Source organism: Streptomyces sp. 2-1 (assembly GCF_048564895.1).
GTDB lineage: Bacteria > Actinomycetota > Actinomycetes > Streptomycetales > Streptomycetaceae > Streptomyces > Streptomyces phaeochromogenes.
Map to the genome: position 1 here is coordinate 496091 of NZ_CP183383.1, position 21936 is coordinate 518026.

The 21936-nt window shown below is 68.9% G+C and carries 19 protein-coding genes; 7 read left to right on the top strand and 12 right to left on the bottom strand.

The genetic code is table 11. The features are described 5' to 3' along the window. The first annotated feature begins 103 nt into the window (after positions 1 to 103). Complete coding sequence (locus ACN20J_RS02440) at positions 104 to 1693, top strand: glycoside hydrolase family 32 protein (RefSeq protein ID WP_419665052.1); 1590 nt, start codon at positions 104 to 106, stop codon at positions 1691 to 1693. 308 nt (positions 1694 to 2001) lie between these two features. Here ACN20J_RS02440 and ACN20J_RS02445 read toward each other — a convergent pair whose 3' ends face one another. Continuing rightward, on the bottom strand, positions 2002 to 2157 hold the full coding sequence (locus ACN20J_RS02445) for a hypothetical protein (RefSeq protein ID WP_361996445.1): 156 nt from the start codon (positions 2155 to 2157) through the stop codon (positions 2002 to 2004). 641 nt (positions 2158 to 2798) lie between these two features. On the opposite strand from ACN20J_RS02445, the gene ACN20J_RS02450 reads away from it, so the two are divergent. Next, the gene (locus ACN20J_RS02450; protein ID WP_419665053.1) at positions 2799 to 3704 is read left to right on the top strand and encodes a hypothetical protein; all 906 of its coding nucleotides are present in this window, start codon (positions 2799 to 2801) and stop codon (positions 3702 to 3704) included. Positions 3705 to 3777: 73 nt separating this feature from the next. Continuing rightward, positions 3778 to 4260, top strand: a complete 483-nt coding sequence (locus ACN20J_RS02455) for a hypothetical protein (protein WP_189844338.1) — start codon at positions 3778 to 3780, stop codon at positions 4258 to 4260. Positions 4261 to 4664: 404 nt separating this feature from the next. Here the strand turns inward: ACN20J_RS02455 and ACN20J_RS02460 are convergent, their stop codons facing one another. Both ACN20J_RS02460 and ACN20J_RS02465 read right to left on the bottom strand, forming a co-directional pair. Next, the gene (locus tag ACN20J_RS02460) at positions 4665 to 5207 is read right to left on the bottom strand and encodes a pyridoxamine 5'-phosphate oxidase family protein (RefSeq protein WP_361917832.1); all 543 of its coding nucleotides are present in this window, start codon (positions 5205 to 5207) and stop codon (positions 4665 to 4667) included. 227 nt (positions 5208 to 5434) lie between these two features. Then, positions 5435 to 5974 carry a GNAT family N-acetyltransferase gene (locus tag ACN20J_RS02465; protein ID WP_419665054.1) on the bottom strand — a complete coding sequence of 180 codons (540 nt, stop codon included), beginning with the start codon at positions 5972 to 5974 and terminating at the stop codon, positions 5435 to 5437. A 326-nt stretch (positions 5975 to 6300) separates the two neighbouring features. Between ACN20J_RS02465 and ACN20J_RS02470 the strand changes: the two genes are divergently transcribed. Continuing rightward, complete coding sequence (locus tag ACN20J_RS02470) at positions 6301 to 6987, top strand: DNA alkylation repair protein (RefSeq protein WP_419665055.1); 687 nt, start codon at positions 6301 to 6303, stop codon at positions 6985 to 6987. 199 nt (positions 6988 to 7186) lie between these two features. Here ACN20J_RS02470 and ACN20J_RS02475 read toward each other — a convergent pair whose 3' ends face one another. Next, positions 7187 to 7915, bottom strand: a complete 729-nt coding sequence (locus ACN20J_RS02475) for a TetR/AcrR family transcriptional regulator C-terminal domain-containing protein (RefSeq protein WP_189844334.1) — start codon at positions 7913 to 7915, stop codon at positions 7187 to 7189. Between the two features lie 90 nt (positions 7916 to 8005). On the opposite strand from ACN20J_RS02475, the gene ACN20J_RS02480 reads away from it, so the two are divergent. Beyond that, positions 8006 to 9595: an MFS transporter gene (locus ACN20J_RS02480; RefSeq protein ID WP_419665056.1), complete on the top strand. Its 1590-nt coding sequence runs from the start codon at positions 8006 to 8008 to the stop codon at positions 9593 to 9595. A gap of 592 nt (positions 9596 to 10187) precedes the next feature. Beyond that, positions 10188 to 10808: a response regulator transcription factor gene (locus ACN20J_RS02485; protein ID WP_361996454.1), complete on the top strand. Its 621-nt coding sequence runs from the start codon at positions 10188 to 10190 to the stop codon at positions 10806 to 10808. A gap of 207 nt (positions 10809 to 11015) precedes the next feature. Here the strand turns inward: ACN20J_RS02485 and ACN20J_RS02490 are convergent, their stop codons facing one another. Next, positions 11016 to 11798, bottom strand: coding sequence for a crotonase/enoyl-CoA hydratase family protein (locus ACN20J_RS02490; RefSeq protein WP_419665057.1), 783 nt, complete (start codon positions 11796 to 11798; stop codon positions 11016 to 11018). Positions 11799 to 12006: 208 nt separating this feature from the next. On the opposite strand from ACN20J_RS02490, the gene ccrA reads away from it, so the two are divergent. After that, on the top strand, positions 12007 to 13353 hold the full coding sequence (ccrA, locus tag ACN20J_RS02495) for a crotonyl-CoA carboxylase/reductase (protein ID WP_419665058.1): 1347 nt from the start codon (positions 12007 to 12009) through the stop codon (positions 13351 to 13353). 66 nt (positions 13354 to 13419) lie between these two features. Here ccrA and ACN20J_RS02500 read toward each other — a convergent pair whose 3' ends face one another. From ACN20J_RS02500 to ACN20J_RS02530, 7 genes are read right to left on the bottom strand one after another with little or no spacing between them, the layout of a single operon-like run. Then, positions 13420 to 14217: a class I SAM-dependent DNA methyltransferase gene (locus ACN20J_RS02500; RefSeq protein WP_189844329.1), complete on the bottom strand. Its 798-nt coding sequence runs from the start codon at positions 14215 to 14217 to the stop codon at positions 13420 to 13422. Between the two features lie 14 nt (positions 14218 to 14231). Further along, positions 14232 to 15578, bottom strand: a complete 1347-nt coding sequence (locus tag ACN20J_RS02505) for an aspartate aminotransferase family protein (protein ID WP_189844328.1) — start codon at positions 15576 to 15578, stop codon at positions 14232 to 14234. Between the two features lie 57 nt (positions 15579 to 15635). Further along, positions 15636 to 16622: an amidohydrolase family protein gene (locus ACN20J_RS02510; protein ID WP_419665059.1), complete on the bottom strand. Its 987-nt coding sequence runs from the start codon at positions 16620 to 16622 to the stop codon at positions 15636 to 15638. Further along, on the bottom strand, positions 16606 to 18318 hold the full coding sequence (locus tag ACN20J_RS02515) for an AMP-binding protein (protein ID WP_419665060.1): 1713 nt from the start codon (positions 18316 to 18318) through the stop codon (positions 16606 to 16608). The genes ACN20J_RS02510 and ACN20J_RS02515 overlap by 17 nt, the downstream gene beginning before the upstream one ends. Beyond that, positions 18315 to 19142 carry an SDR family NAD(P)-dependent oxidoreductase gene (locus ACN20J_RS02520; RefSeq protein ID WP_419665061.1) on the bottom strand — a complete coding sequence of 276 codons (828 nt, stop codon included), beginning with the start codon at positions 19140 to 19142 and terminating at the stop codon, positions 18315 to 18317. Before ACN20J_RS02520 ends, ACN20J_RS02515 begins: the two co-directional genes overlap by 4 nt. Beyond that, the gene (locus tag ACN20J_RS02525; protein WP_419665062.1) at positions 19139 to 20641 is read right to left on the bottom strand and encodes an SDR family NAD(P)-dependent oxidoreductase; all 1503 of its coding nucleotides are present in this window, start codon (positions 20639 to 20641) and stop codon (positions 19139 to 19141) included. The genes ACN20J_RS02520 and ACN20J_RS02525 overlap by 4 nt, the downstream gene beginning before the upstream one ends. Further along, the gene (locus ACN20J_RS02530) at positions 20634 to 21929 is read right to left on the bottom strand and encodes a beta-ketoacyl-[acyl-carrier-protein] synthase family protein (protein ID WP_361917806.1); all 1296 of its coding nucleotides are present in this window, start codon (positions 21927 to 21929) and stop codon (positions 20634 to 20636) included. Before ACN20J_RS02530 ends, ACN20J_RS02525 begins: the two co-directional genes overlap by 8 nt. Positions 21930 to 21936: the final 7 nt, after the last annotated feature.

Here is a 21936-nt window from a genome sequence, read left to right on the forward strand (position 1 = left end):
CATCTGAGCCGATTCTTCACGCCGTCCGCGTTGTGAGCCGCACTCGCGTGCGTGACGCGCCGCCACAGGCCCTCATTGGCCGCCACGAGAGGAACGATGTGCCATGCCCGGAACGTCGGGGATTTCCAGGAGATCACTGTTCGCGGGATCGACAGTGGGCGCCGCCGCCGCGCTGCTGCCCACCGCAGCGGCCACGGCCGCACCGAAGCCCGAGCCCGGGGCTACGGCCAAGAGCAGGGCCAAGTCCGCGACGAGCGGGGCGAGTTACCGCGCCGGGTACCACTTCACGGTCCCCGACCAGTGGAAGAACGACCCGCAGCGGCCCATCTGGATCGACGGCGAGTACCGCTACTACTACCTCTACAACGCCGACTACTTCACCGGCGTCGTCGGCACCGCTTGGCGCCTGGCCACCACCAGGGACCTGGTCTCCTTCACCGACCGCGGGGTCGCCGTGCCCAAGGACACCACGGTCAACGGCGATCTCTGGTCGGGTTCGGCGGTGGTCGACACCGACAACACGGCCGGGTTCGGCGCGGGTGCGGTGGTCGTCATCGTCACCATGTCCCCCGGCGGCGGCACCGACCAGCAGGAGCAGTTCCTGTACTACTCGACCGACGGCGGTCTCACCTTCGACAACTACGGGACCGACCCCGTCCTGCCCAACCCCGGCGTCGCCGACTTCCGCGACCCCAAGGTGATCCGCGACGAGGACCGGGGCCGCTGGGTGATGACCCTCGCCGAGAACGACAAGATCGGCTTCTACCACTCCGAGGACCTCAAGTCCTGGACGTACGTGAGCGGTTTCGTCCACGGCGGCATCGGCGTCCTGGAGTGCCCCGACCTGTTCCGCATCACCGCCGGCGACGGCACCGCGAAATGGGTGCTCGGCGTGAGCGCCAACGGGAAGAGCTCGGGGCTGCCCAATACGTACGCCTACTGGACGGGTTCCTTCGACGGCAGCGCGTTCACCGCCGATGCGAGTGACCCGCAGTGGCTCGACCACGGCTGGGACTGGTACGGCGCCGTCACCTTCGAGAAGCGGGAGGCGCGCGGCGCGGTGGACGCGGCTGCCCGGTACGCGATCGGATGGGTGAACAACTGGGACTACGCCGACACCACCCCCACCATCGACTGCGACGGCTTCAACGGCACCGACTCCATCGTCCGCGAGATCACCCTGAAGAAGGCATCCGGCGGCACCTACTACCTCGCCTCCCAGCCTGTCGCCGGCCTCGACTCGCATGTCTCCCGCACCGTGAACCTGGGTGACGTGACCGTGGACGGCACAAAGGTGCTCGACTACACCGGCATCTCCTACGAGGTGACCACCGAGATCACCTGGTCCCAACTCACCGGCGCCGGCCTCCAGTTGAGGCGCTCACCCAACGGCGGTCGGCACATCGACGCCGGTGTCTACGGCGACTACACATTCCTCAACCGACGCAACACGGTGAACGCCGACACGTCCGGCAAGTGGCAGGAGAGCCACACCCCGTTCGCCCCGTCCGCCGGCACGGTGAAGCTGCGCATCCTGGTGGACCGCACATCGGTGGAGATGTTCATCGACGACGGCCGCTACGTGCACACCAGCCAGGTGTTCCCGTACCTGCTGGACACCCGGCTCGCGCTGTTCACGATCGGTGGCAACGCGGTGTTCCGCAACACGGTGATACGCGAGTTCTCGGTGTGAGACAGGCCAGGGCGCGGGTGTGAGGCCTGCCAGGGGCGCGGGTGCACACCGTCCGCGTGAACCCGATCGGCGACATCGGCAACGCCGGAACGGGCCGCCCGGTTCTGGAGGCATCCGCCGCGGGCAAACACGAGCACCGTTCGCAAGCCGACGGGACCCTCCCGCGCGGCGCCTGCCTGGCTCCGTGGGGACTGCTTGAGGCCGTGTCGAGGCCGTGTCGAGGCCGCAAGGGCAGGAACAGGCGGTGGTGCTGTGGTCGATGACCATGCTCATGAGTGGTCGCCGGGCCGGACGCCGACCGGCCGGATTCAGGCGGCCGGCACCGCGAGCGCGGTGAACGCTCCCGGCCGCAACTGGTGTGCCCACCCTCGCTCCACCAGGCGTTTCGTCTTCGCTCGCAGCCCCACGGCCTTCGCCGGGACGGCCTCCAGTCCCAGCGCGACGGACCGTTGCCGGCAGCGCATGTCCTCCCGGCCAGCTTCAGATGCCAGCACCGACAAGATCGGCTAGTAGTCCGGCGCGAGGCTGTCGCCGCCATGCCCGTCTCTCGCCGGGGCATCATCGAACCCGTCACCGCGCTTCCCGTCGCGCGATCTCCTCCCGGACCCTCTTCTCCCCGGCCGCCGGCAGACCCAGCACCGACGCCACCAGCCACCTCAGCAGGCGCCGCGAGCAGGCTTGACCACGCCCATCTCCCCCGTCGACGACGGGAGTTCATGCCCGCCCCGCCCAAAGCAGACGATCACGTTGGGAAGGCGGAGGTTTCTCAGATCCGACACCTGACATCTGTCAGGACCGGCGCGGTCGGCACCCTCCTAGCCTTGCGGGGCGCAAGCACACCCCTCGTCACTCCAGCCGCAAGGAGCGCCATGTCGCTGTGCACCCGTACGGCCGCCACGCCGAACGCGGCCGCTTCGTTCGTCGGTATTGCCGGACTCGCGCCGACGGCATCAGCCGGCGCGCCGGCCCACCGGGGGCTGCTGCCCATGTCCGCCGCGAGACCACGGGGTTGACGCGCGGCGGACCACCTCACCGTCGCCCTCCCCCTCGGTGGCCGCCCTGGCCCGCACAGCAGTCCCGTTCACACCCAACGCGAGAGGACGTCATGCGCAAGGCCGTGATCAGCCTGCTCCTTGTGTCGGCCGTCATCACCGGCTGTGGCAGTGCCCAGCACACTCCGCAGAGCTCGGCGTCTCCGTCGGCCGGAGGAGCCCGGCAACTGACCGATGCCGAGGAGCTGCGTATCTCGGACGCACAGCAACGGTTGATCGGCACGTGCATGAGACGCCAGGGTTTCAAGTACTGGGAGGCCGAGCGGCTCAGCCTGGAGGAAAGCCGCACGCTCGGCTATGTGTTGGACGATGTCGGCTGGGCCCGCAAGCACGGATACGGCAGCCGCATCGAGGCCAAGGAAACGGCCGCCCGGGCTTCCAACCCCAATCTCGCCTACCGCAAAAGCCTGTCCGAGCAGCGGCGCCAGTCCTACGACGAAGCTCTGGACGAGGGGATCGACGCACCGGTGATCGCCGTCGAGATCCCCGGCGGCGGTACCTTGCGCAAGCGGATGGGCGGCTGCGTGGCCAAGTCCGAGAAGAAGCTCTACGGGGATCCCCGGGCCTGGTTCCGTGCGGAGAAGGCCGTCGGGCATCTCCGATCGCTCTACGTTCCCCGGGTGCTGGCCGACCAGCGGTTCTCGGCAGCGCAGAACGCCTGGTCACGATGTATGAAGCGGGCGGGGTACGCCTACAAGGACCCGGGTGCGTCCCGGCAATCAGCGGTGGCGCAGGCTTCCCGGTCGGCTGAGCCCAAGGCCTTCGAGGCCGAGCGGAAGCTCGCCGTGGCGGACGCCACCTGCGCCCGGGACACCGACCTCCGCCCCATCGGCGAGGAGCGCGAGAGCCACTACGTCGCCCAGTTGCGCGACCGCTACGGCGAAGCCCTCGACACGCACAGCCGGTTGCAGCACCAGGCGCTCGACCGCGCCAAGAAGATCGTCGGCCCACGCGCCTGACGACCCGTCACCTCCACAGCTCACCCGTGGAACCACATGCCTCATCCCAGAGGCGGACACCAAGGAGTACGCCATGCGCAGACCAGGTACAGCCGCTGTCGTCATCGCCCTGACCTCCCTCGGACTTCTGGCACCGACCACCTCCGCCGGGGCGGCGGCACAGGAATACCGCTGTCAGCAGGAGTGGCCGGGCCGTGACGGCAACGTGAGGGCTTGGACGGACTACGGCTGCGACGGGAACCTCCTCGGCGTGACTCCGGGAGACGATCGCTTCTGGGGCGATTCGAGCGGCGCGTTCCAGTCGATCGCCTACAAAGAGGCGTCCTCTGTGATGAACAGCGGGTTCGTCGGGGGCAAGGACGTCGTCGCCTTCTACTACGACAAGGACTACCAGTATCAGAACGGCTACGTCTGCCTCGCTCCGGGAGAGCTCTGGGCCGACAACCTCACGGACAATTACTTCACCAACAGGCCGGGGCAGGTCGTGAACGACCGCATCGGTTCGCACCGGTGGGTCACCGCATCCGAATGCGGGGCGGGCAGCTGGCTCACCTGATCGGAAGGCACCGGATCCCGGCACACGCAGGAGGAGTCCGCGGTCGCACCGCTTGCCGACGACGCCGGTCGGCCCCAGACCCTCGCCTGCTGCGGCCCGGTGCCGCACGCCATGCGCCAGGCACTGTTCTGAGACGCCTTCCGCATGTCGATCACGGGATTGAACTGGTTGAACAGGGTTCCTGATGGCGTGATCGCGCGGGGACCGGAGCATGAGAGCAGGGCCTCTTGGCTGGTCGGGGATGCGAACCGGACCGACCGCCAGGAGGCCCTGTTGCCGCAGTCTCTCGCGTCGCGAAGCGCATAGTCAGGATCTCCTTTCATTGGTGGCGGCCAAATGGTCCCGGCCGGGTGGTGGGGACTTCTCCGGTCGAGGCTGGATGACTCGCTCCATGCGCCGGAGGGTCATGACGTCGACGTTCCTGGCTCGTCGGACCGCGCGCCGTTGCCACTCTGCTGCTGACGTTCCGCACGCTGCTGGACGAGTTCCTCGACTGCGCTGGGCAAGGTCGTCTCGAAGTCGATCAGCTTGGCCCACGTCGGCGTCATCACGATGCGGACCATGCCGTCGTAGAGCGAGCGGACCTCGGCCTCCCACTCGACCCGTTGCTCGGCCGTCATCCCGTAGGAGCCGTTCATCTCCAGGTACTCCTCGGGAATGCCCTCGACCTCGTCGAGTTCAACCGTGCCGCGGACGAGCAGGATCTTGGGCGGATGCACCTCGGTGTCGATCGTGATGGCGACGGCCGGGTTCGCACGGAGCGAAGCCAGCTTCGGGGCGTTCTTCGACGTGCACATCACGGCCTCCTTGCCGTTCCAGGCGAAGGCGATCGGGATGTTCCGCGGTGTCCCGTCCTTGGCCACATAGGCCAGGCGGCAGAGGTCACGAGCCAGCAGCTCCTGGCTCAGCGGGCGGTTGAGGATTTCGGTGATCCGGTCGTTCGTCATGGCGTGCCTCCCAAGGCTGAGCGACCACGGTGGCCGCTTCTGCCTCTGGGACGGAGTCACCACGCCGTTCTCGACATCCCCGCCGAACTTTTCTCCCGCCGACCTGACGGACATGTGTCCGTCAGGTCGCGTAGACGGTGCCGTGACCCGCTCGGAGCGCCCAGCAGCAGGCGCGGGTCACTTGAGTCGTTCGGTAGGCGGGGCGTACCGGCGGTTTCGTCACGAATTCAGGTGGACGGCGTGATCGGGGACCACTTGCCGAGCCACTGCTCGGCGCCCCAAGCCTCGAACCGCTCCACCTCGGTAAACCCCAGCTTCGCCGCGAGACGCATCGAGCCGGCGTTGGCGGTCTGGGTGGTGAGCACCACCGACTCGCCGGGAAGGACGCGGCCGATCCAGCCGAGTGCCGCCGCGCAGGCCTCGGCGGCGTACCCGAATCCCCACGCCCGCGGCAGGAACAGGTAGCCGAGATCAGCCTTCCCCACAGCAGCCGGGCGGCATCGCCCCATTGCTCTCCTGAGCAGGATCTGGCCGATCATCGACCCGTCGAGTTCAACGACGAAACTTCCGGGCCACCGCTCGGGTACCTCAGGCATCTCGCGCTCAAGCTCGTCACGTGGCCGGGGACCACCGAGGTACGTGTGCACCTCTGGCGAGGCGAGCATCTCGATGAACGCCGCACGATCCCGCGATTCGGGCTCACGGAGCACCAGGCGCTCGGTCCTGATCGGCTCAGGCGGCCAAGCCGCGAGTCCCAGATCTTCCATCCACGGCACGTTAACAGGCGGTCGAACCACCCGAACGGGAAACGCTTGGCCTCGGCCCACGACGCAGGGCGGCACACACATGCGGCCAAGTACACCGACAACCCTCACCCCTCCTTGGCCGCGCTGCGTCGCCATCTCACCTCCGCCTATCCCGGCCGCCCCGACAGCGACATCTGGGTACCGGGCTGGAGCCACCCCCTGCAGCCCGCACGTGCCTGACCACCACCCTCAGGCTGCAGGGACAGCAAGATTGCCGAACCGGCGTGTACGACAGGAGGTCGGCCCGTCGTAGGCTGAATCCCGCTCGTGATGGACAGGAGGCTGAGGTGGCCGAGACGGCTGTGACCGGGACGACGGTGGCCGAGGTGATGGCCGAGCTGGCCGCGCTCGAGGACCCGAAAGCACGCGAGGTGAACGAGAAGCACGGTGACGATCACGGTGTGAACCTCGGCAAGCTGCGTGCGATCGCGAAACGGCTGAAGACGCAGCAGGAACTCGCGCGCCGGCTCTGGGACACGGGTGATACCGCGGCGCGACTGCTGGCGCTCCTGATCTGCCGCCCGAAGGCGTTCGAGCGTGACGAGTTGGATGTCATGTTGCGCGAGGCGCGCACTCCCAAGGTGCATGACTGGCTCGTGAACTACGTGGTGAAGAAGAGTCCGCACTCCGAAGAGCTGCGTCTGACCTGGTTCGCCGATCCGGATCCAGTGGTCGCGAGTGCCGGCTGGGCGCTGACCACCGAACGCGTGGCGAAGAAGCCCGAGGTACTCGACCTCTCAGGGCTGCTCGACGTCATCGAGGCGGAGATGAAGGACGCCCCGGATCGCCTGCAGTGGGCGATGAACCACTGCCTGGCTCAGATCGGGATCGAGCACCCCGAGCACCGCACCCGCGCGATCGACATCGGTGAGCGCCTGGAGGTACTCAAGGACTACCCGACCTCCCCGGGCTGCACCTCTCCTTTCGCCCCCAGCTGGATCACCGAGATGGTGCGCCGACAGCACGACAAGTAGGAAGGTTCGCGCTCGCGCACAACCTGCCGCTGCTCCCTACGAACGAGGTGTCCCGCCTGGAGAGGTGAGGCGGGACCTGTCCGCTGATGGCGGCCTCGACGTGTTCGCGTTCGCCGTCGTGCCTGCCTTCGAGTGCCGCGAGCCGGGTCCGCCCGTGTGGCAGGCGTTGCGCCCCGCCGTGGCTACTGAGAACCGCGCGTCACGAACGCATTCGCTCCAGGCCGGAGATCATGCAGTCCAGCCCTTCCCGGAAGCGGCTCTGGGTACTGGTCGTGGCACTGCGGTTGATGTAGTCGGCCAGCGACTTCGGATGGTCCTGCACCGCCGCGTCGAGGTAGGGGCCCAACCGGGCCGCCCACTCCTCCTCGTTCTCGGCCCGCCGGTTGGACATCGTCTGCCAGGACGCCTCGGACAGGGCCGCACCCACGATGTAGTAGTAGATGGCCGCCAGTGCGGAGTCGAGCTGCTGGGGGGTGAAGTCCGCGCGCTCCAGGATCTCGATGATGGCACTCGTGTGTGCCAACGCCCGTGGACCCACCGGGGGTTGCCCACCCATCAGCTCGATCACCCACGAGTGGCGCAGCAGCACTTCGAACAGACCGATCGCGCCGCTCTTGATCTCGTCCTGCCAGTCCGCCGCGTCGGTTCGGCTCGGCGGATCGGGGAACACCGCGTCGACGGCGAGCTCCAGGAGGTCGTCCTTGTTGGGCACGTGCCAGTACAGCGACATGGGTGCGGAGTTCAACGACGTCGCCAGCTGACGCATCCGCAGGTTCCGTACGCCTCCTTCGTCCAGGAGCCGCACTGCGGCCTGCACGATCTGTTCACGGCTCAGGGATGGCTTCGACGGGCTCTTCTTCGTCTCGCGAAGCCAGATGGAGCCCTGTCGCCCCTTCGGTGTGGTCTCTCGCCCAGAAGTCTCAGTCACGGCTCTATAGTACCGCAGGCTCGTACATTGTACGATCCTGCGGTATGACGTACGAGGCGGTTGAACGAAGGACATCAGAGGAGGGCAACCATGGAATCGGCGCGCAGCGCGGCCAACAGGTGGACAGTGCTCGGCATCCTGTCCCTGAGCCTCTTGGTCGTCGCGCTGGACCTGACCGTATTGAACGTGGCATTACCGACGCTGAGCACTGAACTGGAACCGTCCTCGGTTCAGTTGCTCTGGATCGTCGACATCTACTCACTCGCCGTCGCCGGGCTGCTCATCAGCGCCGGAACGCTCGGAGACCGTCTCGGCCGGAAGCGCTTCTTATGCCTGGGCTTCCTCATCTTCGGCCTCGGCTCGGCCGCGGCCGCCTGGGCGTCCGGACCGGAGACGCTGATCGCGGCCCGCGCGCTGCTCGGCGTCGGTGCCGCGCTGATCATGCCGTCGACGCTGTCGATCATCCGGAACGTCTTCACGGACCGCAGGGAGCGCACGGTGGCTCTCGCCGTCTGGGCCTCGGTCTCCGCGGCCGGCGCCGCGATCGGCCCCGTCGTCGGCGGCTTTCTGCTGGAACACTTCTGGTGGGGGTCGGTCTTCCTGATCAACCTGCCGATCATGGCGATCGCCCTGATCGCGGGCGTGCTTCTCGTGCCCGAGTCCCGCCACCCCAACCCGCCCCGCTGGGACGCCTTCGGAGCTCTTCTCTCCGTCACCGGGCTCATCGCCCTCGTGTACAGCATCCAGCATGGTGGCTCCAAGGGACTCGACGCGCAGACGATCGGCATCGGGGCGCTGGGGGTACTGCTGCTCGCGGGGCTGATCGTCCGGCTGGTCCGCACGCCCGAGCCGCTCTTCGACCTGGCCCTGTTCAGGTCCCGCGCGTTCTCCGTCGGGGTGGCGTCCGTGGTCCTGGCCATGTTCGGCATGGGCGGACTGATGCTGCTGCTCACCCAGCACTGGCAGTTCATCGGCGGAGCCTCGCCCCTGGAGTCGGGCCTGCGCCTGCTCCCGCTCGTCTTCGCCACCATGATCGGAGCCCCGATCATGTCGCTCGTCGTTCCGCGATACGGCACGCGCTACGCCATGATGATCGGGATGGGGCTGATCGGGGCGGCGTTCTTCGTCCTGCTCAACGTTCAACCCGACACGGAGTACTGGGTGTTCGCGATCGCCCTCGTCGGCATCGGGGCCGGATCGGGCTGTGCCATGACGGCCGCGTCGGACGTGATCATGTCCACGGCTCCCGCCGACTCGGCCGGCGCCGCCGCGGGCATCGAGGAGACATCGTACGAGTTGGGCAACGGGCTCAGTGTGGCGATCATGGGAAGTGTCGCATCGGCCCTGTTCCGCCGGGAGATGGACACGACGGTGGCCGGGGTGGACGACAGGTCCATGGAGGCGTCCCGCGAAAGCATCGGCGACGCCATCGCCGTGGCGGGCACCCTGCCGGGCGACGCAGGGCGGGCGCTGAAAAGTCAGGCCGATCAGTCGTTCTCGGATGCGTTCGCGCTCACCTCGCTCTGCACCGGGATCATGCTCGTGCTGGTGACGGTCGCCATCTACTTCTACGTACCGCGGGCGACAGGGCGCGCGGACTCAAAGGCGGACAGCGATTCCGCCGCGAAGCTGGAGAAGCTCGACCCGGCCCCGGACAACGCACACAGCGAGCACAGCTGAAGCCCTCGCTCTCCGCACGGCCCGGCCTATCAGCCGGGCCGTGCCTGCGTGAGGCGGTGTCCCGGCCCGCCTTCCGCACCGCGACCCGCACGCACTCAACCACCCTCCGGCCACCGGCATTCACGAACAGGCCGTTCCGGATTGCACGGGCCTTCCTCTCCTGCGGCCAGTCTGTCCACGACACCCCGAGTACCTGAGGTACCGTACGAGTTATCGTACAAGGTACGATTGGACGCTGCCGCGAAGAGCGACACTCGTGGCAGTCTCTAGCGAGACGGCCGTCGTCCGTAATCGGTTAAGGGGGAACGACTGAATCCCGTCGCGGAATGTCAGCTACCGGGGGGTTACCACCGGGCACATTCAAGTCGCGTCCACTCATGCGCACCCTGGGCGCACCCCACCGGTTCACCTCACCCGACGCTGACGCGTCAAACCTTTCGGCTCCCCTCCCCAGCCGAAGCCCCCCACTCGTTCGTATGCCGCCCCGAGGAACGGCATGCACGCGGTCAAACTCCTGACGGCCCCGCACTGAGTAACGCCCGCTTCACTCACTCGTGAGGAGTCCTCAATGCAAGCGTTAGGTGTCCTCGTCGTGGACAACCACCCCGTCGTCCGGTACGCGCTGTCGTCGCTGCTGGACGCACGGGCCGCCTGGACAGCTGAGGCGGCATCCGGTGACGAGGCATGGAACGCCATCGTCGCTCGCTGCCCGAGTGTCGTAGTACTCGAAATGGAACTCGAAGGCCGCGCGAGCGGTGCCAAGTTGTGCCAGAAGGTCAAAGCGATGGACAAGGCGCCCCACGTCCTGTTCTTCACCAGCGACAGCTCGCCGAGCGCCGTAGTGGCCGCCATATCCGCCGGGGCCGACAGCTTCCTGCACAAAAGCGTGGGGAGTTCGGAGCTCGTCGACGCGGTTGAGCGGACATCATTCGGCCAGCGGCTGTGGGTGCTGGGAAAGGAAGAAGGCGAGCAGATCGACGTGCGCAGCGTCGCACACGACGGGTTGTCCGCCATCACACGCCGGGAAGAGGAAGTACTGAGCCTTGTCCTACGCCGCTACACCAACGAAGAAATCGCCGGAGAACTCTCCCTGGCACCTCAGACCATAAAGAATCAGGTGAGCAGCGCACTGCGAAAACTGGGCGTCAGCGGCAGACGCGAACTGTTCCGCAAGTACTCCGGCCGAGCCGTGATGACAGCGGCGCGGGGCTGAATACGGTCCTGCAGCCGACCTTTCAACGGCACGCGCCGGACGCTCGGGCAATGCCTGGCACGCACCTCCTGAGCGGCGGCCGTGCGACGGCATTCGGCCCGCCGACGACAAGGCGGGATCGCGAGCCCTGTCCCGGAGAGCCGCCGTCCGCGATCGTCGAGGTCGTCCCGACGGCGGCCCCGGGCATGAGTCCTCCCACGCACTCCCTCATCCGGCCGGCCGCCCCATCACGAAATCACTCGCCCCCTCGCGCGCCGCGGCGGAGTCCAGCAGGGGGCCCAACAGCTCCCGATGTCTGGTGTACTCGGCGGCCAACTGCCCGTCGCGCACCTCCGCGAGGAGGCGCTTGCTCGCCAGGACGCTCGAAGCTCGCTGGGCCGCGATCGTCTCCCCCAGCTCGCATGCCGCGGCCAGCGCCGTGCCGGGCTCGACCAGCCGGTTGACGAGCCCCAGTCCGTAGGCGCGCCGCGCGTCGATCGGTTCTCCGGTGAGCGCCATCTCCATCGCCACGTTCGGCGGAATCGCCCGGGGCAGCCTCAACAGACCGCCGGCCGCGGCCACCAGCCCCCTGCGTACTTCGGGGAGAGCGAACACGGCATCGGCGGCTGCGACCACGAGGTCACACGCCAGGACCAGCTCGAAACCGCCGCCCACAGCCGCGCCCTCGACCGCGGCGATCAGTGGCTTGGCAGGCGGCCGCTCCGTCAGCCCGCCGAAGCCACGGCCGGGGAGGGAGGCCCGCTCGCCGCGGACGAAGGCGGCGAGGTCCATGCCCGCGCAGAACGCCGGTCGCGTGCCGGTGAGCACGCCGACGCTCAACTCCTCGCGCGCGTCCAGCTCTTCGAAGGCAGCGGCCATCCGCTCGGCCATGGCCCGCGTCAGCGCGTTGCGCACGCGCGGCCGGTTGAGCCGGATCACCAGCACAGCGCCGCAGGTCTCGACGACGATGTCGGCGGCGGCTGTTCGCCCGTCCGCGGATTGTCCGCTCACGCTGCTGCCCTTCTGTCGGCACAATGGATTCGGATCAGCCAGACTATCCAGCGAATTCTGCGTGGACCATGCACTGAAAGTACTCAGCCTGTCGGCGAACAAGTACCCCCGATGCCTGTACGAACGGATACGCGCGCGCGTGGAATTCCTGAGAGGCGGAGACGGGGGAATCAACTCCCTTCGCGCCAGGGCGAAGAAGGGACATCGCATGGACGCGTTGACCGAGGCAGTAATGAATGACGCCCCCGCGGCGGAATGGAAAGGGCTCGAACCGCCGGGCGAGTATCTGGCGGCACATCTGCGGGCCACGGACGTCGGCAGCTTTCCGCCCGGAGCGGACCGTGACGTCCGTACGACCATCCACGTCGGCAACGTGCCGATGCCCGAACTGGCGCCGGACGAGGTGCTGGTGGCGGTCATGGCCAGTTCCATCAACTACAACACCGTGTGGTCGGCGACCTTCGCGCCCGTGCCCACGTTCTCCTTCCTCGAACGCCTCGGCCGGCAGGGCGGTTTCGCGAAGCGGCACGACCGGGCGTACCACGTGATCGGGTCGGACGCGGCAGGTGTGATCGTGCGTGCCGGTGCCGGCGTACGCCGCTGGAACGTCGGCGACCATGTCGTCGCCAGCTGCGTCCAGGTCGACGACCAGGAACCGGCGACGCACGCCGACGGGATGCTGGGAGCCGAACAGCGCATCTGGGGGTACGAGACGAACTTCGGCGGGCTGGCCCACTATGCCGTGCTGCGGGCGAGCCAGCTGCTCCCCAAACCCGCGCACCTGACCTGGGAGGAGGCCGCGTCCGTGATGCTCACTGCGGCGACCTCGTATCGGATGCTGGTGAGCGACAAGGGCGCCCGCATCAAGCAGGGTGACATCGTGCTGATCTGGGGTGCCTCCGGCGGACTGGGCGGTTATGCCGTGCAGTTGGTCAAGAACGCGGGCGGCATCGCCGTCGGAGTCGTGAGCTCGCAGAGCAAGGTCGACCTGGTGCGCCGGCTCGGCTGCGATGTGGTGCTCGACCGTGCCGAGCTGGGGGTCGGAGGCGATCGCGAGCTGACGCCGGAGCAGACCGTCGAGCAGGGCAAACGGCTCGGCCGAGCCATCCGCGATGCCCTGGGCGAGGATCCTCATGTGGTCTTCGATCACGTCGGGAAGGCGACCTTCGGCCTCTCCGTCTTCGTCGTCCGGCCCGGCGGAACAGTGGTGACCTGCGGTTCGAGCACCGGCTACGACCACCACTTCGACAACCGCTATCTGTGGATGAACCTCAAGCGCATCGTGGGCAGCCACGCGGCCAATCTCCAGGAACAGTGGGAGTGCAACCGTCTGTTCCGGCTCGGCCTGCTGGCGCCCGTTCTTTCGGCGGTCCATCCACTCGCCCAGGTCGGCGAGGCGGCGCGTCTCGTACAGCGGAACGAGCATCTCGGCAAGGTGGGTGTGCTGTGTCTGGCGCCCAAGCCGGGGCTCGGCGTCACCGATCCGGAGCGACGAGTGGCCCTAGATCCGGAACGGCACAATCCCTTCGCGGCGCTTCGGCAGGCCGCTTCCTGACCGTGGGCCGGGGCCGGAAGAGGCACGTGCCTCTTCCGGCCCCGGCCCACGCCGTGCGCGAGTCCGTCAGGGCTTGCGGTAGACGGACACCGAGTCCCTGCTGTCGTACTGGAAGGCCTCCCTGCGCCAGCCTCCCCAGCGCTCCTCCAGCTCCAGGCCGCCCAGACGGGCCATCAGGTCCTGTTCGGCGGGCCAGATGTACCGCATGGTCGCCGCGATGATCCGGTTGCCCTTCTCACTCATGATCACGTCGGTGCGCTTGATCATCTGAGTGGTGGGATCCATGGTGTTCATCTCGAACCAGGCGAGCCTGGGATGGCCGGCCAGACGTCCGGAGACGCGGAAGGGCTCCGTCATCCCGTAGTCGTTGTGGCGGCCGCGCTGGTAGTTGGACATGTCCGGGACGATGTTCTGTATGACGAGCCGGCCGCCCGGCTTGAGCCGCTTCGCACTGTTCTCCAGGCAGCGCGTCTGTTCGTGCTGGTCCGGCAGCACGAACAGCGTGGCGAGCGCGATGAACACGACGTCGTAGAGCTTGTCGACGTCGACGTCGGCGAAGTTGCCTTCGTGGAGGTCGATGCGGTCCCCGCCGTCTTTCTCCCGGAGCCGCTCCAGCATCTTCGGCGACGCGTCGATTCCGCTCACCCTCACGCCGCGCGCGGAGAGCGGGATGGCCACGCGTCCGGTGCCCACGCCCAGTTCGAGCGCGCTGCCTCCCTTGGCCAGTTCCGCCAGGAAGTCCGCGGCCTCCTCCGCGTCGTCCCTGTTGTCGTCCGGCGTCCAGCTGTCCCAGATCTCGGCGTAGCGGTCCCATTCGGCCGCCGCCTCTTCCTGCCACTGCTTGCTGGTCTTCCGAGCGGTCATGTCGTCACTCGCCTTCATCCCATGGCCTTGGCGAAGCCGGACTCCGGCAGCCGGCCCGACTTCACATCGGTGAGCGCCCCGTCGAGGGCCGCGACTATCTCCGCCACGTCGTCCTCGGTGATGACGAGTGGCGGCATGAGCATCAGATTCGGCACCACCCGCAGGCTGGAGCTGAGAACGCCCCGGCGCTCCAGGGCCATGCGCAGCCTGTTCACCGTGCTCGGCGACCAGGCCTCCCCACCGGGCTCCCCGAAGTCCAGTCCACAGAACAGGCCCTGGCAGCGGAAGCCGGTCAACTCCGGGTGCTGCGCCTGGAGTTTGCCCAGCTCCGCGACGAGGTCGGCCTCGCGTCGGGCCACGTTCGCGAGCACGCCGTCCTCCGTCAGGACGTCGATGACCGCGAGGGCAGCGGCGGCGGCGAGCACATGACCGTCGTTGGTCGAGCCGACGCTCAGCGCGGTGTCCCCCGTCGTCCCCTCGTACAGCTGGTCGTACAGCCGGTCGTGGATGGCGATGGCGGACATCGGTACGTACCCGGAGGTGATGCCCTTGCCCAGCGTGATGATGTCGGGGGTGACGTCGGGTACCTGCTCGGCGCGGGTGAAGTCGCCCACCCTGCCCATCCCGGTCACCACCTCGTCGAAGATGAGATGGATGCCGTGGGTGCGGCAGAACCGCGCCAGGGAGCCCAGGTACTCGTGGGACAGGATGTGCCCGCCCTCGCCGACGATGGGCTCGACGATCACCGCGGTCACCCGCTCGGGGCCGAAGTCGGTGATCATGCGCTCCAGGTCACTGACCCGCGGGTCGGCGCCCGCGGTGAACGGGCCGGGCGCGTGGTGGACTCCCGGGAGCATGGGCCCCGTGTGGTGGTGGAGATACGAGACGCCGGTCACCATTCCGGCGCCGGGCCCCTGCCCGTGGAACCCGTCCCACATGGCGAACACGGCCATCCGCTCGGGCCGCTCCTCCTGGAGCCGCAGGAAGCGGGAGAACTGGACGGCGGTCTCCACTGCCTGAGCGCCGTTGCTGGCGAAGCGGACCCGGTTGATGCCTTCGGGCATGTGGCGGACGAGTGCCTCCGCGCACTCCACGGTGACCTGGGCGGGGCGGCCGTAGCCGTAGCTGTTGCCGAACGGCAGCCGCTCCACCTGTCGCTTGACGGCTTCGAGGACACGCGTGTTGCCGTACCCGAGCGTGACGTTCCAGAGCCCGGAGCGCCCGTCCAGGTACCAGCGCCCGCCGGCGTCACGAACCCGTACGCCGTCCGCTTCGGTCAGCATGTCGTCGGGTGAAAGAGCCTTGAGATACGGGCGCGGCACGCCGCTGTTCCACATGGCATAGTGTGCCGGATCGATCACGGTAGTTCCCTTCCTCTGTGCTGGGGGTGGCGGTGATCATGGATGGTGAGGGTGGGTTCACGGGCTCGGGTGTGCGGGCAGGCCCAACAGTCGGGCCGCGTTGCCGTGGAGCCAGGCGTCCGTCACGTCTTCGCCCAGCCCCAGGGCGGCCACCTGTCCCGCGAGCGTGCCGACCGGGTCGGCGTTGACCCAGGTCGCCGAGCCGAACAGAACACGGTCGCGCAGGGTGCTGCCGCCGTAGAGGACCAGCGGCTCCCAGCCCGAGCCGGGGCGGCCCATCCACAGCGGCCGGTGCGACGAGATGTCGAGGTGGACATGGCGATGCCGCTGCGCGATGGAGATCATCTCCAGTACCCAGGGCCAGGCCGCGTGCCCCGCGACGATGCGCAGGCCGGGGTGCCGGCGGGCTATCCAGTCGACGTTGCGCGGATGGCACAACTCGGCGGCGTACCGGGAGAAGTGGTGCCCGGTGTGCAGCCACAGCGGCATCCCCAGCTCCTGCGCCCTGCGGTAGACCGGGTCGTAGGACGCGTCGCGGGGATCGATGCCCTGCCAGAAGGGGGTCACGGCAAAGCCGCGCATGCCGAGCGCGTGGCAGCGCTCCAGCTCGGCTAGAGCCCGCTCCGGGTGGGTGAGGTCCAGGCCCGCCCACGCCTGCAGCCGGTCGGGTACCTTCGCGGCCACGGCGGCGACCCTGCTGTTGACGTCGTCGCCGTCGTCCGTGGTGCCGCCGCAGCTCATGAGGACCTGGTGGGTCACTCCGTCCCGGTCCATGTCCCGCAGCAGCGCCGGGACGTCCGTACGGTCCGGCCGCCCCGCGATCAGCAGGTCGATGGCGCCCTCCTGGTCCCCGGCGTCCAACCGGGCGCGGAAGTCGGCGTGTTCGACACCGAAGACCGCTGTCGCGTGCCGGCCGAACGCGCGCAGGTATGCCGGGGCGACCGCGCTCAGGGCCCGGAAGTACGTCCGCCAGCACTCCCGGTCCAGAACCAGGGCGCACACGTCGATGACGCGTCTCGTGCGCCCGTCAGTCGATACGGTCACGAGTGACCTCGATTCCGGCCGACGCCCGGTCCCATGTGTCGGGGGTGACACCCTCGGCGCGCAGCTCCTCCTTGCGCACCTTGCCCGTGGGAGTGACGGGGAGGTCGGGTAGGATGCGCAGATATCGCGGCACCATGAAGTGAGCCATTCTCGACCGCAGTACGGCGAGGAACTCTGCCGGGTCCAGCTCGGCCCCCGGGCGCAGCGAGATCGCGGCGAGGATCTCGTCCTCCGCGAACTCGCTGGGCACGGCCACGACCGCGGCGAGCGCCACGGCGGGATGATCGAGCAGTTCGCTCTCGACCTCGACGGAGGAGATGTTCTCGCCGCGGCGCCGGATGGCGTCCTTGAGGCGGTCGATGAAGAAGAAGTCGCCCGTCCGGTCCCGCTGCACCGCGTCACCGGTGTGGAACCAGCCGTGCCGCCAGGCAGCGGCGGTGGCCTCCGGCATCCCGTGGTACCCGTGGAACATGGACCAGGGCCGGTCGGCACGCAGCACCAGCTCGCCCACCTGGCCGTCCGGTACGTCGATGCCGTGCTCGTCGACGACGCGGCACTGCACGCCGGGGCGTGGCCGGCCGCAGCTGCCCACGCGCCGCGGATTGAGGTCCGTCACGAGGGGAGCCGACGTCTCGGACATGTTGAAACCCGTGTACACGTCCACTCCGAAGCGACGGCCGAATTCCAGCGCCTCCCGTGTCAGCGGCATGACGCAGACGGCACGCAGAGGGTGGTCCCGGTCGCCAGGGCCGGGCGGGACATCCACCAGGAAGTTGATCATCGCCCCGATCAGGGTGCACATCGTGACCCCCTGCTCGCGTACGGAGGTCCAGAACTCCCCGGTGCTGAAGCCGTGGGTGACGACGACCGAGCCGCCGAACAGCAGCATGCAGTAGGCGACTTCCGTGCCGCCGCCGTGGAACAGCGGCAGGTTCAGCAGGTACCGGTCGTGCTCCGTGATGTCGTCGGCGGCCAGGGCCGTCACGGTCGAGTAGTGGTGCACGTACGAGACCAGGACGCCCTTGGACGCGCCGGTGGTGCCGGAGGTGTAGATCACCGCCATGGTGTCCCAGGGCTCGACAGGCCGCGTCGGCGCCACGAACTCCCGGGCGGGGGCGCACAGCGCGTCGGCACCAAGGACGCGGAGGGCGCGGGGCAGCGCAGGGAGGTCGCCGTCCGGCGCCCCGCCCAGTACCACCACCTCTTCGAGTGCCCCGCCGCCAATGTGCGCGAGCCGGTCGACGAGTTGGGCGTGCGCGACAAGCACTCGCGCCCCGCTGTTGTCGATGACGTGCCCGAGCAGGCTGCCCCGGTACGCGGTGTTCACAGGCACGTACACGGCGCCGAGCAGATTGGCGCCGAACCAGACGCGCAGCGCGTCGCGGCCGTTGGGCAGCCAGCTGAGCACGGGGTCGCCCTGGCGCACGCCCAGCCGGCCCAGGGCCGCGGCGGTCGAGAGCGCGTCCTCGTACAGCTGCGCGTAGGTCCAGGTCGTCCCGTCCTCGAAGACGGCGTACGCCCGGTCGGGGTGTGCGCGGGCACGCGTGGCGAGCAGTTCACCGGTCACGCAGTGCGCGGCATTCGGCACCCGGGGGTCTCCCGGAGAGAGGATCTCGACGAGCGGATCCGACGGGCCGTGGGCCGCTGCGCCGGTGGCGGCCGTGCCGGGGTCCGTGGCAACCCGGGCCCCTGTCATTCGGAGCTCCCGTACAGGTCCGCCATGTGCCCGCCGTACGTGTCGTAGTTCCGCAGCGTGCGCAGGTACTGCTCCCAGTTGGCGAGCGTCTGCGCGCTCCTGCTCACCGGCCGCACCGGGATGAGGGGGCCGATGCTGACCACGGGCGGGCGGGTGAGCGCCCAGAGCACGACATCCGCGATGTCGGAGGGCGCCAGCAGATCCTCGGCTCCCACCCCCAGGGTCTTTGGATCCTGCGCCAGATCGGTGAGCACCCAGCCGGGCAGAATGGCCAGCGCCCGCACACCCAGGTGCCGGTTCTCCAGATCCACCTGGGCGGTCAGCGCGTTCAGGGCGCGCTTGGTGATGGAGTACGGCGCGGTCCAGTCGGACTGGAGCACGCTCCCCTCCGAACTGATGTTGACGATCCACCCGTAGCCCCGCTCGCGCATGCCCGGCAGCACGGCCCGCGTCAGCAGGAACGGCACGTCGAGGTTCAGCCGGAACGCCTGGTCCCAGTGGCGGGGCTGTGTCTCGTGGATGGGCCCCGTGCGGGCCAGGGCCGCGTTGTTCACCAGGATGTCGACGGGACCGAGCTCCCTCTCCACGGCGGCCACCGTCTCCTCCGGAGCGCCTTCCCCGGCGAGGTCGACGGTGAGCGCGGCAGTGGGCACGCCATGGGTCCGCAAGGACCGCTCCACCGTGGCCAGTTCCTGTTTGCGGCGCGCGGCGATCGCGACCGACGCGCCCGCCGCGGCCAGCGCCTCGGCGGTGCTCGCCCCGATCCCGGACGACGCTCCGGCGACGAGCGCCACTTTGCCCTTGAGTGGCCTGTCCTCGGTCACGGCCGGTTTCCTTCCTCGTCGGTCTGGTCGGACACGTCCAGCGACGGCAGCCCGACCAGGCAGTGGCCACCGCCGTCCACGCGCAGTTGTGCGCCGGTCAGCCCGGCCGATGCGGGGCTGAGGAGGTAGCACACGAGCGCCGCGATCTCGGTGGGTTCGCTCATCCGGCCTGTCGGCACAAGCCGGTTGGTGGCCTCCAGGAACGCGGGGTTGGTGACGTCCGTCATCGGTGTGCGGACGAAGCCCGGCAGCACGCAGTTCGCCCGTACTCCGTGCCGGGCGGCCGTGGTGGCGAAGTGGCTGGTGTACTGGGCGGTCGCCGCCTTGCTCACGCCGTAGCTCGCCAGGTTGGCCACCGGTGCGCTCACCGCGGCCAGCGAGGAGATGGCTGCCACGGCGCCGGAGCGCCCGGTCTGCTTCCAGTGTCCGAGCAGCGAGTCGCAGGCCGCCGCGTACGACAGCGTGTTGAGGGCGAGCAGCTGGTCCCTGTTGGCGGAGTTGAGGCCTGTGCCGTCGAAGACGACGATGCCGGCCGCGTAAGCAAGGGCGTCGATCCCGCCGGTGAGCTCCCAGGCCTCGTCCACCAGTTCCCCGACACCGTCCGGATCGGACAGGTCGGCGGGCAGGACCCAGGCCCTGCGGCCCAGCTCGCGGATCTCGTCCGCGAGCTTCTCCAGCTCGGGCCTGCGGCGTGCGACCAGGACGACGTCCGCGCCTCTCCGGGCGCTCTCGCGGGCGATGCTCGCGCCGATACCGCTGCTGGCTCCGGTGATCAGCGTCGTGGTCCCGGTCAGCCGGAACGGGTCGGGGCGGCCACCCTGCGGTGGCGGGTCGGTGGCCGGCCGGGGCGCGCGCACCGAGGGCATGGGAACGAGTCCGGTGTCGAGCCCGCCGTCCAGCGGAAGGGTCTCCCCCGCCACGTTGCCGAAGCCGTGCGAGGCCAACAGGCGCAGCGCTGCGGCGAGTTCCTCGGGCTGCACGGGCCGGCGGGTCACCAGATGGCGAAGGAGCTCGCCCTCCGCCTCGGGAGCCAGACGATGGCCCAGGAACGGCGCGTACCCGACCCGTACGGTGTTGGCGAGCACGTCGCGGGTGGCCGCACGTTTGCTGACGTGTCGCCACCAGGTGTGGTCGGCTGCCCGCTGGGCGGCGCGATCGGGGTCCGCGTCGCCGTGGACGTGAGGGCCCGTGTCGGTCACCAGAACGGCGCGACCGCTGCCCCGGGCCGCCATGGACTCCAGGACGCGAGCCACTCGGTCGCGGCGCATCGGCGCGCCCTGCCCGCCGCCGAGCGCCTCGTTTCCGAGGGCCACGACGCAGTAGATGTCGGGGAGTTCACCGGTCGGCTCGCCCGGGCCGAGGACCTGGAATCCGTAACGCCGCCAGGCGTCCGCGACGGCCCGTGTGTGCGGGGCGTCGAGGCCGGGTTCGAGAAGGACGCGGTCACCGACGGCGTGCAGCGAGTCCGTCGCGAGGAGGGTCTCGTCGCGCTCAGTCATCGGCTCCTCCCAGGAGGATCGCGCTGGCCACGGAACCGATCGTGTAGTTGAGGCTGAGCGCCCTGTCGATCCGGGCAGGGCGCGCTGTCGTCCCGGGGACCGGGTCGAAGGTGCACACATCTGCCGGTTTCTCGCAGTTGGCGGTGGGGGCGATCCGGCCGTGCCCCATCATCTGGAGTGTCGCCGCCACGCCGATCACGCCGAGCGGCGCTCCGCTGTGGCCGAAGACGGCCTCCTGGACGGTGACGGGGAGGCTCGCCGCCCGCTCGCCGAAGAGCCCTGCGACGACATTGCCCTCCATGAGGTTGAACGCCCGGTCCCCGGTCGCGGCACCGTTGACGTAGTCGATCTCCTCCGGTGACACCCGGCCCGCCATGCACGAGCGTGCGGAACGCAGGGCCCCGGTGCCCTCGAGGTCGAGGGCGAGATTCGGCTGCGCGTTGCGGCCGGTGACCTGGGCGAGTACACGGCCGTGCACCCTCGCTCCCCTGCGCTGCGCGTGTTCCCGGCTCTCGAGGATCAAAGTGGCCGCTCCGTTGCCGTAGTTGAGGCCCGAGGCGCGTTCGTCGTACGGGCGCATCGGTGTGTCCATCAAGGTGGCGGTCTGGGGTTCGGCTCCCTCGACGGACCGCTCTTCGAGCTCCACGTACTGCCGCAGCCGGCTCTCGCGCCAGTAGTCGGCGCCGGTGACGACCACGAGGTCCACCTCGCCCGCGGAGATCATGCGGGCCGCGTTGCCGATCAGCACGGAGGAGGACGCGCAGCCGCAGGAGAGCGTGTAGCTGGGGCCCGTGGACCCCACCAGCCCCGCCTGGACGGTCTCGACGTCCGACATGACCGCGTTGAGGACGTTGCGGAAGAGCAGCGACCGGGCCTCACGCGGACTGACGACCCGGGTGTCGGCGAGCAGCACAGGAAGGTAGGTGTCGACGATGGCGTCGGCCGTGGCGTTCCTGGCCGCGAGCACCGCGGCGCCGGAGAGCGCGCCCGCCCGCCAGTCGAGGGAGGCGTCGTCGCACGCCTCCAACAGAGCGAGCAGGCCGTACAGATGGATGTCCGAGTACTTGTCCAGGAAGCGCGGCGGAATCTCCGGCAGCCGCTCCGTCGTCTCGTCCATGTCGATGCGGACACTGCCGAAGTACGTGCCGTCGTCCTGCGACAGGAAGGACTCTCCGTTCGACACCGCCGACCAGAACTGCTCGGGGGTCGCCGTCGGACCGGTCCGGCCCGGCAGACAGAAACCCATGCCCGTCACGAGTGGATCGCGGGGCCCCTTCGTCGTATTCAACGCTCGG